At 68.4% G+C, this 11,896-nt stretch carries 11 protein-coding genes and 1 pseudogene; 1 reads left to right on the forward strand and 11 read right to left on the reverse strand.

The window, feature by feature from the left end; genetic code table 11:
- Positions 1-31 precede the first annotated feature (31 nt).
- The 8 genes and pseudogenes from ACX9OW_RS18455 to ACX9OW_RS18490 all read right to left on the reverse strand — a co-directional run bounded on the left by ACX9OW_RS18455 (position 32) and on the right by ACX9OW_RS18490 (position 6,954).
- Positions 32-800: pseudogene (locus tag ACX9OW_RS18455) on the reverse strand (LytR/AlgR family response regulator transcription factor).
- On the reverse strand, positions 790-2,052 hold the full coding sequence (locus ACX9OW_RS18460) for a sensor histidine kinase (RefSeq protein ID WP_053518853.1): 1,263 nt from the start codon (positions 2,050-2,052) through the stop codon (positions 790-792). Before ACX9OW_RS18460 ends, ACX9OW_RS18455 begins: the two are co-directional and overlap by 11 nt.
- Positions 2,053-2,212: 160 nt before the next feature.
- The gene (locus ACX9OW_RS18465) at positions 2,213-3,862 is read right to left on the reverse strand and encodes a M28 family metallopeptidase (RefSeq protein WP_459062663.1); all 1,650 of its coding nucleotides are present in this window, start codon (positions 3,860-3,862) and stop codon (positions 2,213-2,215) included.
- Positions 3,863-3,916: 54 nt separating this feature from the next.
- Positions 3,917-5,185, reverse strand: coding sequence for an RNA polymerase sigma factor (locus tag ACX9OW_RS18470; protein ID WP_459062664.1), 1,269 nt, complete (start codon positions 5,183-5,185; stop codon positions 3,917-3,919).
- Positions 5,186-5,230: 45 nt separating this feature from the next.
- Positions 5,231-5,587 carry a DUF1428 domain-containing protein gene (locus tag ACX9OW_RS18475; RefSeq protein WP_053518847.1) on the reverse strand — a complete coding sequence of 119 codons (357 nt, stop codon included), beginning with the start codon at positions 5,585-5,587 and terminating at the stop codon, positions 5,231-5,233.
- A gap of 30 nt (positions 5,588-5,617) precedes the next feature.
- Positions 5,618-6,028, reverse strand: a complete 411-nt coding sequence (locus tag ACX9OW_RS18480) for a VOC family protein (RefSeq protein ID WP_065175394.1) — start codon at positions 6,026-6,028, stop codon at positions 5,618-5,620.
- A 38-nt stretch (positions 6,029-6,066) separates the two neighbouring features.
- Positions 6,067-6,489: a VOC family protein gene (locus tag ACX9OW_RS18485; protein WP_065182537.1), complete on the reverse strand. Its 423-nt coding sequence runs from the start codon at positions 6,487-6,489 to the stop codon at positions 6,067-6,069.
- A gap of 51 nt (positions 6,490-6,540) precedes the next feature.
- Positions 6,541-6,954 (reverse strand): YciI family protein, encoded by a 414-nt coding sequence (locus ACX9OW_RS18490; protein WP_053518842.1) that lies wholly within the window; start codon positions 6,952-6,954, stop codon positions 6,541-6,543.
- A 186-nt stretch (positions 6,955-7,140) separates the two neighbouring features.
- On the opposite strand from ACX9OW_RS18490, the gene ACX9OW_RS18495 reads away from it, so the two are divergent.
- On the forward strand, positions 7,141-7,545 hold the full coding sequence (locus ACX9OW_RS18495; RefSeq protein WP_065175397.1) for a YciI family protein: 405 nt from the start codon (positions 7,141-7,143) through the stop codon (positions 7,543-7,545).
- On the opposite strand, the gene ACX9OW_RS18500 is transcribed toward ACX9OW_RS18495, so the two are convergent.
- From ACX9OW_RS18500 to ACX9OW_RS18510, 3 genes are all read right to left on the reverse strand, one after another.
- Positions 7,523-9,601, reverse strand: a complete 2,079-nt coding sequence (locus ACX9OW_RS18500) for a gluconolaconase (protein ID WP_459062665.1) — start codon at positions 9,599-9,601, stop codon at positions 7,523-7,525. The genes ACX9OW_RS18495 and ACX9OW_RS18500 overlap by 23 nt on opposite strands.
- A 9-nt stretch (positions 9,602-9,610) precedes the next feature.
- The gene (locus ACX9OW_RS18505) at positions 9,611-10,963 is read right to left on the reverse strand and encodes a hypothetical protein (protein WP_459062666.1); all 1,353 of its coding nucleotides are present in this window, start codon (positions 10,961-10,963) and stop codon (positions 9,611-9,613) included.
- Between the two features lie 133 nt (positions 10,964-11,096).
- Positions 11,097-11,873, reverse strand: a complete 777-nt coding sequence (locus tag ACX9OW_RS18510; RefSeq protein WP_065182540.1) for a lytic transglycosylase domain-containing protein — start codon at positions 11,871-11,873, stop codon at positions 11,097-11,099.
- Positions 11,874-11,896 lie beyond the last annotated feature (23 nt).

An 11,896-nucleotide genomic window follows, 5' to 3' on the forward strand; every position in this document is an offset into this window, starting at 1 on the left:
CATTCCTCGGGGCAAGGATGCAACGTCGCGGCTACATGCCGCGGAACAGGCTCATGAAGGGCTGGCTGACCACCAGCGTTTCCGGCCGCTGGCGCAGGCGCAGCAACACCGCGCCCGGTATCGTCGCGGCTGACCGCGGCGACCGATTTCATGTTGACGATGGTCGAGCGGTGGATCTGGCGGAAGTGCTGCGGATCGAGCACTTCCAGCAGTTCGCGCAGCGGGGTGCGCAGCAGGCTCTCGCCGGCGGCGGTGATCACGGTGGTGTACTTGTTGTCCGCGCGGAAGTAGACCACGTCCTCCAGCATGATCAGCTGGGTCTCGCGGCCATTGCTGGCGGTGATCCACGCCAGCGGCGGGCGGTCACCGTTCTGTCCCGGTCCCAGACGCTGCAGCAGGCGTTCCAGCACCGCATCATCGTGGCGCGTGGAGGGCAACCGCGCCAGGATGCGCTCGCGCGTGGCCAGCAGGCGCTCATCGCTGACCGGCTTGAGCAGGTAGTCCATCGCACCCTGTTCGAAGGCATCGATGGCGTACTGGTCGTAGGCGGTGACGAACACCACCTGCGTGCGCGGGCTGAGCTCGGACAGTGCACGCGCGACCTCGATGCCGGTGATGCCCGGCATGCGGATGTCGAGGAAAGCGATGTCCGGCTGCTTCTCGGCCAGCTGCTCCAGTGCACTGGCGCCGTCTTCGCACTCGGCCACCAGCTTCAGCTCCGGCCACAGCCGGCGCAGCTGATCCACCAGCGACTGCCGCAGCAGTTCCTCGTCCTCGGCAATCAGGGCTTCAAGCGGCATGGCTGCGCTCCTTGCTGGATGGCGGCAATGTCATGGTCGCAGCAACGCCGCTGGGGAAATTGGCGACGATCGCTACGCCGGACTGCTCGCCGCAGGTCAGGCGCAGCCGCTCGCGCAGGTTCTTCAGGCCGATGCCGGTGCCACTGGTGGTGCCTTGGCTGAAGCCGAGCCCATCATCGGCCACGGTCACCGTCACGTGGTCGTCGAAACCGCGCGCCAGGATCCAGATCGTTCCACCTCCGGGCTTGGGCTCCAGGCCGTGCTTGATCGCGTTCTCGACCAGCGTCTGCAGCGCCATCGCCGGCAGCTTCACCGCATGCAGTTCCGGCGGCACCTGCACCTCCACCGCGAGCCTTGCGCCCATGCGGATCCGCAGGATCTCCAGATACGCGCGGGTACGCTCCAGCTCCACGCCGAGGGTCGACATCGATTCGTCCACCTGCGGCAACGAACTGCGCAGGTACTGGATCAGGTGTCCCAGCATCTGCTCGGCCCGCGCCGGATCGGTGCGGGTCAGCACTTGGGCATTGGCCAGCGTGTTGTACAGGAAGTGCGGCTCGACCTGCGCGTGCAGCAGGTTCAGGCGCGCCACCGACAGCTCCTTTTCCACCTGGGTCTGCTCCGCGGCGGCCTGCTCGGTGCGGCGCTGGTCGGCCACCCGACGGCTGATCGCACGGGTGACCGCTTCGGCATTCTCGTAGTTGCTGCCTTCGTCCAGCGCCAGCAGATCGGCCCACCAGCCCGCATCGGGCTCGAACAGCAGGGTGACGGTACTGGTGCCCTGCCCGGGCGTGACCGTGGCCAGCACGCCGTTGCGCTTGATCGCCAGCCGCGCGGGCAGGTTCCAGCGCGAGGGCTGGCGGCCGTTCCAGGGGTCGACGCGGCGCACGTAGGCGCGCACCTGCAGGCTGCCGGCCGCGCTTTCCACGTCCTCTACCCGGGGCAGCTCGGCCACGGCCGCCTCGACCACGGCAAAGGCCTGGCCGGCATCCATCGGCAGTTCCACCTGCCGACGCTGGCGCCCGGACAGCGTGCTCGCGTCCAGGCGCCCGGCCACGAGCCAGACCCGGCGCACATGGCTGATCGCACTGCCCAGCGCGGTAATCATCAGGAACATCGCCAGCAGGCCGAAGATCCAGCCCGGGCCATCGTTCATGCCGCTGAAGATGCCGCTCCAGACCATGCCGGCCACGACCAGCGCCGCGGCCCAGGCCAACAGATGACGGAAAATGAGAGTGAGGCTGGCGAACACGGCGGCGCCTTGGTGAAAGGGGTAAGCCGAGCATAGGGCGGCATGCCGGGCAGACAAGCGGCCTGCGACGAAGTGCGGGAAAGCCGCGATGGAACCCCTCCCGGAAACGCCGGGCCTGGCCCGGCGCTACCGGGGGGGCGGGGCAGCGCCCCGCCTTCCCTTACTTCCGCTGCCCCGCGCTTTCGTCACGCACGGCGCGGAACGACTCGTCCTTGCTCCAGTTCGGCCAGCTGCGCGAGTTCGCCAGCTGGTTGCCCAGGGTGTACAGCACCTCCAGGTCGCGGGCGGCGCCGGCGAACACCCAGTCCGGCTGCCACTCGTCGCCCTGCTGGTGGTAGCGCTTGGCGGTGTAGTCCTCCGACGCCTTCCTGCCAGCAGCCACGCCCCCGTCCACCCAGTCCTGTCCGGCCGACCAGGACAGCGCCGGCACGCCGCGCTTGGCGAACGGGAAATGGTCAGAGCGGAAGAACAGGCCCGCTTCCGGCTTCGGATCGGGCGTATAGCGGATGTCCCAGCCCTTGGCCACCTCTTTCAGCTGGTCCAGCAGCTCGAAGCGCGCGGCACCGTAGATGCCGAAGTCGCGCGAGGGGCCGAACGGCGCCATGCCATCCATGTTGATCACCGCCACGGTCTTCTCCAGCGGATACAACGGGTGGGTCGCGTAGTACTCCGAACCCAGCAGGCCCTTTTCTTCGGCGGTGACCGCCAGGAACAGCAGCGAGCGCTGCGGCTGCTTGCCCTTGGCGAAGCCACGGGCCAGTTCGAGCAGCGAAGCGGTGCCACTGGCATTGTCCAGCGCACCGTTGAAGATGCGGTCGCCGCGGGCATCGGGCTCGCCCACGCCGATGTGGTCCCAGTGGGCGCTGTAGATCACGGTCTCGTCCGGGTGGCTGCTGCCTTCCAGCCGCGCCGCCACGTTGTGCGAGGTGATCACCTCGGTCTTCACCGCATACTTCGCGTCCAGGCTGGCGCCGGTCAGCGTGACCGGCGTGAAGTCGCGCTGCTGCGCCTTCTTCTTCAGTGCCTCGAAATCCTGGCCGGCCGCGCGGAACAGGTCCACGGCCAGGTCGCGCTGGATCCAGCCTTCCAGCAGAGGGTGACTGTCGGCCGGGTTGTCGCGCACCACATCGAACATGGTGTTGGTGTTGGAGCCGGCGACCGTGGCCCAGCCGTACGAGGCCGGTGCGGTCTCATGCACGATCAGCACGCCCAGCGCGCCCTGGCGTGCGCCTTCCTCGTACTTGTAGGGCCAGCGGCCGTACCAGGTCATGCCCTTGCCGTCGAAGTCGCCCTTGCCGGTCTCGAAGTCCGGGTCGTTGATCAGCACGACCGCGATCTTGCCCTTCAGGTCCACGCCCTTGAAGTCGTCCCAGTTGCGCTCCGGTGCCTTCACGCCGTAGCCGAGGAAGACCAGCGGCGCCTTGCTGATGTCCACCGTGCTGGCGCCGTTCATCGCCGCGCGCACGGCGATCTGCTTGCCCTGCTCCAGCGCGATGGTCCTGTCGCCCTGATGCAGGGCCAGCTGCGGCGTCCCCACGATGTCGCCCTTGCGCAGCGGCACGGCCTGGGTCCACAGGCGCTTGCCATCCTTCAGGTCGCCACCCGGCTGCAGGCCGGCGTCGGCAAACTGCTTGCTCAGGTAGGCGATGGTCTTCGCTTCGCCCGCAGTGGCCGGCGAACGGCCCTCATACGCGTCCGAGGCCAGTTCCTTCACGTCGGCGGAAATCCGCGCGCCATCGAATTTTGGCGTGGCCGCCATCAGCGCGCCCGACACCGACAGGGCCAGCACGCCCAGTGCTACTCGTTTCATTGCTCTCTCCAGCAGGGAAATCCCAGCCGAGTGTACAAAAGGGGCCCGAGGGATTTAAGGCGCTTTTGGCACTGTCGGATGGGCCCGCGCCAGCAGGTGATCGCGTTCGCGCACGTTGTCGGTGAGCGCGGCAGCGGCCTGGAACGCCTGCCGGGCGTCTTCGACCCGACCCAGGTGCTGCAGCACTTCACCACGGACGACCTGCAACGGTGCGTAGTCACGCAGACGGTCATCGGAGAGCAGCGGCTGCAGATGCGCCCAGGCAGCGAACGCGCCCTCGCTGCGCAGGATGGCCACCACCCGGTTCAACGCCACCACAGGCGAAGGCTGGATCTGCAGCAGCCGCGAATACAGCCCGGCGATGCGTGCCCAATCGGTCTGGTCGGCCTGGCGCGCCGTTGCGTGGCACTCGGCAATGCAGGCCTGCAGCACGTAGGGATCGTCGCTACCGCCGGCCGACAGCGCGCGCGCCAGCGCCTGCCGCCCGCGTTCGATCTGCAGCCAGTCCCAGCGTGCGCGGTTCTGCTGGTCCAGCAGCACCGGCCGGCCCTGCGCATCCACCCGCGCCGCGGCGCGCGAGGCCTGCAGTTCCATCAGTGCCAGCAGTCCCAGCACGGCGGCGGCCGGCATGCGATGGGCGAGAATGCGCGCCAGGCGAAGCGCCTCCTCGCACAGCGCTGGCCGCATCCAGTCATCGCCGGCACTGGCGGCGTAGCCTTCGTTGAACACCAGGTAGATCGCTTCCAGCACGGACGCCAGGCGCGCGGGCAACGCTTCGGCACGCGGCACTTCATAGGGCACCTGCTTCTGCGCGAGCGTGCGCTTGGCGCGCACCACGCGCTGGGCGATGGTCGGTTCCGGCTGCAGGAACGCGCGCGCGATCTCGCTCGTGGTCAGCCCGCCGAGCAGGCGCAGGGTCAGCGCCACGCGGGCGTCGGCAGGCAGTACCGGATGGCACGCCACGAACATCAAGCGCAGCAGATCGTCGCCAAGATCGTCTTCCAGCGCGGTGCTGTCGTCGGGTGCCGGCAGCGCGGCCGGATGCAGCGCCTCGCCCCACTGCGCATGCTGCTGCGCCGCCCGCTGGTGCTGGCGCAACACATCGATGGCCCGGTTGCGCGCGGTGGTCATCAGCCAGGCTCCAGGATTGTCCGGGATGCCCTGCTCCGGCCAACGCTCCAGCGCGGCCAGCCAGGTGTCCTGGGCCAGTTCCTCGGCACGGCCGACATCACCGCCGAGCAGCCGCGCCAGGCGCGCGATCAACACTGGCGATTCCATCCGCCAGAGAGTCTCCAGGCGCTGGGTCAGGGCGGGCTCGTGCATGCGCCGATCACAGCATGCACGTTCCCGCCGCACAAGCACCGGCAGTCACGCTTCGACGATGGGCCTGAAACCGCCCCAGAACATCCGCCGGGTATCGAACGGCATGTCCTTCGGGCCGATGCCGGCCAGGCGCGGATCGGCCATCACCTTCGCGTTGATGCGGTCACGTGCCGCACGCGACCGGAACACCACGAAGGCCACGATCACGGTCTCGCCCGGCTTGGCCTTCACCGCACGCGGGAACGAGGTCGACGTGCCGGGTTCCACGTCGTCGGCCACGCATTCCATGTACTGAAGCGCACCGTGATCCTTCCACACCGCACCGGCCTTGCGGGCAAGGCGGCGGTAGGCCGCGACCTTGTCCTCGGGGCACGGCAGCACATAGGCATCGACGTAAGCCATGAGCGTTCTCCTGTCGTCGGGCGTGGCCGCTCAGCCCGGCTCACCGTCCATGTGGGCGATTTCCCAGAGATGTCCGTCCAGGTCCTGGAAGCCACGCTGGTACATGAAACCATAGTCGCGCGCCGGCTGCGGTTCAGTGGCACCGGCGGCAAGTGCCTTGTCCACCATCACGTCCACTGCGTTGCGGCTGTCGGCGGACAGGCAGGTGATCACCTCGGTCTGCGCCTGCGCGTCGGCGATCGCCTTGGTGGTGAACTGCTGGAAGAACGGCTTGACCAGCAGCATCACGAAGATGCTGTCGCTGACCACCATGCAGGCCGCGTTCTCATCGGTGAACGCCGGGTTGAAGTGGTAGCCCAGTGCGGCGAAAAAGGCCTTGGACTTGTCCAGATCCTGCACGGGCAGGTTGACGAAGATCATCTGCGGTTGCGGTGTGCTCATTGCTCAGGTTCCCTGGGAAATGGAAAGAAGGCGGGCGATCAGGGCTGCTTCATGCAGTTGACCATCCACGGCTTGCCGTAGCGATCGGTCAACATGCCCCAGCGGTGCGCCCAGAACGTCTCGGCGATCGGCATCTGCACCTGGCCCCCATCGGCCAGCGCGGCGAACACGCGCTCGGCCTCCTCGATGCTGTCGACATCGACATTGATGGTGGTCGAGCCGCCTTCGCCGGCACCGGGGCCGTCGGCGGCCATCAGGATGGCACTGCCGATTTCCAGCTGGCTGTGGGCCACGTGGTCAAGGGTGTCGGCCGGCATCTCGTTGCACCCCGGCGAGCCGTCGGAGGGGGGCATGTCGCGGTACTTCATTTCCGAGGTGACCTGGCCACCCAGGGCCTTGGCGTAGAAGGCCATCGCCTCGTGGGCCTGGCCGCTGAAGCCAAGGAAGGGAATCAGTTTCATCGGGGTGCTCCGTTCGGTTGAAGATGTCGAGTGTTCGCGGCGCGGCGGGGCTCAGCCTTCGAGCTGCTCGCGCAGACGCTGTTCCTGCTGCTGTAATTCGGGGGTGAAGGCTTCGCCGAAGTCTTCGGCGGAGATCAGCGGGCGCACCTCGAGCGTGCCACCACTGCCAAAGGGGGCGCGGCTGGCCCATTCCACAGCCTCGTCGAGCGAGCGGACATTCCACAGCCAGAAGCCTGCGATCTGGTCGGCGACGGGCGCGAACGGGCCGCTCTCGACCTGCGGTCCAGCGCCGCCGAAGTGAATGCGGCGGCCACGCGCGGTGGCATGCAGGCCTTCACCGGCCAGCATGATGCCGGCGGCAACCAGCTGTTCGTTGTAGGCGCCCATGGCCGTCAGCTCCTGCTCGCTGGGCAGGCGTCCGGCTTCGGAATCGGCGTTGGCTTTGACGATCACCATGACTTTCATGTGGGTCTCCCGTGGGGCGCAGGTGCGCGCCCTTCACTGTTACAACGAACGAGGGGACGGGGAATCGACAAATTCTGAAAGTTTTTTTTTGGGGGGGCATCGGGCACCGGTCTCCCGCGCTGCAACATGCCCCGGCGCAAACCTGCGCGATCATGCAGGTCCGCCCCGCCCCGCTAGGATCGCGCCATGCAGCAGTACCTGCTTCTGATCTACATCGAACCTGCCTTGCTGCAGGCCCTGCCGACCGAGGCGTTCAACACCTTGATGCGCGACTGCCTGGCCCACGCCGACAGGCTGCAGGCCGAAGGCACGCTGCTGCTGGCGCAGAAACTTCAGCCGGTGGATACCGCGCAGACCCTGCGCGTCCGCGATGGCCACAGCCGGGTGCTGGATGGCCCGTTCGCCGAAACCCGCGAGCTGCTGGCCGGCTTCAATCTCATTGTCGCGCGCGACCGTGACGAGGCGATGCGCATCGCGCGCGAGTTCCCGTGGGCACGCTTCGGCAGCATCGAAGTGCGCCCGCTGGAGGACATGGACGCCGAGCGCGAGCGCTGCGGCGCCCCGCCCGCTATGGCAGCAGCCGTACTCTGACCTCGCGCTTGCCGATGCCCTCGTTGCCGCTGTAGTCGCGCACGCTGGCGCGCACGATGTAGTCCCCCGGCGGCAGGGCTGCCGGCTGCCAGCGACCGGTCTCCATCAGGCCATCGCGCACGGTGTTGGTGACCAGGTAGCGGAAACGGGTGACGGCGCTGCCGTGCACCGTGATGCCGCTGTCCGGTGCGTAGGCAACCTTTACGGCGGCATTCTGCGGCGGCATGCGGTTGAACACGATGTTCCAGCGCGGCTGCTCGTAGCCCTGCAGCGGCCGACCGGCCGCATCCAGGATCTGGTAGCCCACCTGGTACGCGCCCAGCCTGCGCCGGGCCAGGTTGTTGTCGACCTGGTCCCAGGCCTCGACCACGATCTGCACGCCCCGTCCCTGCCGCGCGACCATCACGCTGCCGTCGCTCCCCGCCGTCATCGGTTGGTCGTTGGCGTCCAGCAGCGCCACATCGGTGATGCGCGGCGCGAAGTGATCGGCGAAGTTGCGGAACCCCAGCGCGACCGCGTTGGTTTCAAAGCCGCTGGTGCCCACCGCCAGATGCACGTGCGCCTGGCTGTTGATGCTGCCCAGGCGATCGCCCACATGGATGCGCGTGCCCCGGCGCACGCGGATGCGTTCCAGCGCGCCCTGATCGTCATACAGCGCCTGCCAGCGCGTGTCGAACGGTTCCCCGCGCGGCGTGCGGCCCACCCGCATGTGGATGTACTTCAGCCGGTCCACCGCCAGCCCTTCGCCCTGCCCGCCCAGGCTCCAGCTGGCCACCGGGCTGCTGATCTTGCCCTCGGCAATGGCCAGCACGGTCTGGCCGACATCACCGCGCACATCGAAGCCGCCGTGCAGATGGTGCCGGCTCTCACCCCTGAAATTGCCCCGCACCTCACCCAGCGTGCCGACCACTTCGTGCCAGCCCTCCTGCGGTGCCAGCGGCCAGCGCCCGGCCGTGTCCGGCAGCGCTGCATCAGCGGCGGGTCCAACCAGCGCAGGGGCCGGAAGCTCGCCCACCGGCAGCGGCCGCAGCCGATGCAGCCGGTATCCGGCCGCGTCGGCCACCAGCAGGCTGCCATCCGCATCCAGCGCCAGGCCGCTGGGGCGCGCCAGCCGCGGCAGCCGGTCATTGCCCACCAGTGCGATCTGGTGGCCCTGTGCGGTGACCTGCACCACGCGTCCCTCAAGGTCGCCCACGTACAGCACGCCATCATGGGTCGCGGCCAGCGACAGCGGCCCGTTGATGACCCCGCCACTGCCGACCCACGTGCTGACCGTGCCATCGGCACCGACACGACGCACCGCGTTGTTGAACAGATCCGCCACCAGCAGGGCCCCGTGCGCGTCGAAGGCCAGCGCCACCGGTGTATCGAACCGCGCCTCGCCTCCTGCCGCGTCGATGAAACCGGGCCGATCGCCCCCGGCGAGGGTGCGCACACTGCCGTCGGTGCCGATCACCCGGATCCGGTCGTTCCAGGTATCGGCCACGTAGATCTGCCCCTGCGCATCCACCGCAATACCCATCGGTGCATCGAAACGTGCCTGCGCGCCGGGACCGTCGGCGTATCCCTGCTCGCCGCCGGCCACCGTGGTCACCTGGCCATCGACGCCAATGCGGCGGATCGCATGGTTGCCGGTGTCGGCCACGTACAGATTGCCCTGTGCATCGGCGGCGATGCCGGACGGCGTGTGGAAGCGTGCCTGCAGTGCCGGGCCATCGACGCGACCTTCGCCCTGCCCGGCCACGGTCTCGACGCGGCCATCGGGCAGGCGGCGGCGGATACGGTTGTTGTCGCCGCCATCGGTGAAGTAGACGCTGCCATCGGCCAGCCGCAGCAGCGCGTAGGGATCGGCGAAGCGCGCCTGCGCGGAGGCCCCATCCCGATCGCCCGGATGGCCATCACCGGCCAGCAGTTCGATCTGCGCGGTCCATGCCAGCGGCGTCGGCGCTGGTCCCGCAGGTGTGTCGGGGTGGGGTTCGTCCGGCAGCCAGAAGGTCGCTGCCAATGCACCGGCGGTTGCCACCGCAACCGCCGCCATCCAGTATCGCCGCGCCATCGTGTTCCATCATTCAACGGGGAGCGACGAACTTAGCCAGTAGCGCCACCAATGCCAACCCGCATCGGCCTCAGCCGCACGCTCGGGTGCTGTTGCAGCGCGCACTTTGATTTCGTCAGGCCAGGCATCGCTGTGCTTCAGCGGCCCTACCCTCCGCTCGCACAGCGCAGCCTGGTTGGCCGGCTCCAGCGCGGTGTCGAGCAGCAGCGCGTCGGCGAACAGCTTCCAGTCGCCATCCTGCATGTAGGACGCTACCGGATGTGGATGCGATTTCAGCGCGGGCTGCGGAAACGCGACGGCCCACACCTGCTTTCGCCCGTGCGATTCGCTGCTGCGCAGGTCGCGCCGTACCGCTGCGCAGGAATAGCGGATGTGGGTGGCCATGCAGGTGTTGCCCGCCATCCTGCACGACCCCAGCCGGCGGCCCTTGCCGGTGGCGAAATCGTGCCGGCTCAGGCCCAGGATCAACCGGTCGGGGATCGTGCCGAAGGTCTGCTCCAGGCGCGGATGATGGTAGTTGGCCATCGCCGTCGGCGGCTGCGCCGGCACCAGCATCGCCATGCGCAGGTTGCGCAGCGGCGGGAATCCATAGCCATCCAGACCGGCAGCGCGACGGTAGTAGGCGTCCTGCATGCCGCGCAGCGGCGAAGAGCCGTTGCCCAATGCGTTGTTCATCACGTACGCACCCGAGCTGTGGGTGAACACCCGCAACGGCATGTCCGTGTTGTCCACACCCGCCAGCACCCTGCGCAGCTCCAGTCCCACGTAGGGCCCGTTGAGCTGGGCGGCGCCCCAGATCAGGAACGCGTTGCCATGCATGCCATCCCAGTACACGCGCACGAATGACAACGTCTGCCCGCTGGCCGCCCCGCGCTCTCGGAAATCACGCTCCACTCGTTCGTACCAGGCGGCCGCCTCGCGGTAGTCGTTGTTGTAGCCGTGCACCAGCAGCACCACCACACGGCCGTCCTCCGCCGCACGATCCAGCTGCTGCGAGGCGCGCGCACGCAGCACCTGCTGGATCTGCTGCCAGGTGTCGGTGAAGGCGGCGTCGGGCGTCACCCCGGTATCGGCAAGCAGGCTGCGCCACGCCTCTGCCGAGGCAGCACCTGGCACCGCCGACTGCTGGTAGAGATGCCGGAGCGTCGCGAACTCCGCCGACGACGGGCGTGCCCCTTCCAGCATCTGCTGCACCGGCACCGCCACGCTGGCTGCAGGGTAGAGACTTCCCTCACGGTCCAGGAACAGCGCGGTTGCGTCCTGTCGTCGTTCGGCATCGCGATATAGCACGTTCTTGCTGGCACAGCCATTGCATGCGATCGCGAACAACAATGCCGCGACCACGCTCCTGATAGGCTTCATGCACATCCCCCTGTGGATTCGATGCTGCAGGCCGGATCGTCCCTCGACGCCCGGGCCGGCGCTCCCCCGCCCACCCGTGCAGCGCCATCCTGCCGCGGCCGAGGGGCGCCCACAATCACCGTCCGACGAGTGGCTACTTTGCCGGCACCTCGATGCGGATGCCCATCGCCTCGCGATAGCGCGTGTACAACGCCATCACCTTGTCCACGTAGGCCAGCGTTTCCGCGTAGGGCGGTACGCCCTTGTAGCGGGTCACCGCGCCGATGCCGGCGTTGTACGCGGCCGCGGCAAGCGTGCGGTCGCCGTTGTAGCGGCGCAGCAGCGCGCGCATGTAGCGCGCGCCACCGTCGATTGACTGCTGTGGCGAGAACGGGTCGCTCACCCCGTACTCCAGTGCGGTCTCGGGCATCAGCTGCATCACGCCCTGGGCGCCCTTGCTGGACACCGCCAGCGCGTCGAAGTTGCTTTCGGCGTGGGCGATGGCACGCAGCCAGGCATCATCAACACCGGTTGCCTTCGCTGCCGCCCTGAACTGCCGCGCGTGCGGTGCCAGCTGCGGCTTGCCGACCCGGCCCAGGCCCTCATGCGCAGGCTCGCCCGGCGGCGTGGCCACGGTGAATTTCAGGAACACCCGCGAGCCCGGCAGATTGCGGGTGGAATAGACCAGCCGGCCGTCCTGCTCACGTTCGTACAGCACGCCGCTGAACACCCCCATGTTGCCCCACAGGTTCGGGGTCTGGATGGCGTTGTCGTCGATATCGCGCGCGGTGCAGCGCGAACCGGGTTCCGGCGCGGTGGCCAGGCTGACGGTGTTGCCCTGCACGCAGCGGTACACCGTGCGCGCAGCCGCCGTCCCGGCCCACAGGAGAGACAGCAGCATCAGCGCAGCGAGGACGGGGCGGCGGGTCATGGCGGCCGGATCATCCGGCCGCC

The organism is Stenotrophomonas genospecies 5 (assembly GCF_054473825.1).

Coding starts and splice junctions, on each gene's coding strand:
- ACX9OW_RS18465 (WP_459062663.1), bottom strand. CDS start 3,862: ATGAAACGAGTAGCACTGGGCGTGCTGGCCCTGTCGGTGTCGGGCGCG.
- ACX9OW_RS18470 (WP_459062664.1), bottom strand. CDS start 5,185: ATGCACGAGCCCGCCCTGACCCAGCGCCTGGAGACTCTCTGGCGGATG.
- ACX9OW_RS18475 (WP_053518847.1), bottom strand. CDS start 5,587: ATGGCTTACGTCGATGCCTATGTGCTGCCGTGCCCCGAGGACAAGGTC.
- ACX9OW_RS18480 (WP_065175394.1), bottom strand. CDS start 6,028: ATGAGCACACCGCAACCGCAGATGATCTTCGTCAACCTGCCCGTGCAG.
- ACX9OW_RS18485 (WP_065182537.1), bottom strand. CDS start 6,489: ATGAAACTGATTCCCTTCCTTGGCTTCAGCGGCCAGGCCCACGAGGCG.
- ACX9OW_RS18490 (WP_053518842.1), bottom strand. CDS start 6,954: ATGAAAGTCATGGTGATCGTCAAAGCCAACGCCGATTCCGAAGCCGGA.
- ACX9OW_RS18495 (WP_065175397.1), top strand. CDS start 7,141: ATGCAGCAGTACCTGCTTCTGATCTACATCGAACCTGCCTTGCTGCAG.
- ACX9OW_RS18500 (WP_459062665.1), bottom strand. CDS start 9,601: ATGGCGCGGCGATACTGGATGGCGGCGGTTGCGGTGGCAACCGCCGGT.
- ACX9OW_RS18505 (WP_459062666.1), bottom strand. CDS start 10,963: ATGAAGCCTATCAGGAGCGTGGTCGCGGCATTGTTGTTCGCGATCGCA.
- ACX9OW_RS18510 (WP_065182540.1), bottom strand. CDS start 11,873: ATGACCCGCCGCCCCGTCCTCGCTGCGCTGATGCTGCTGTCTCTCCTG.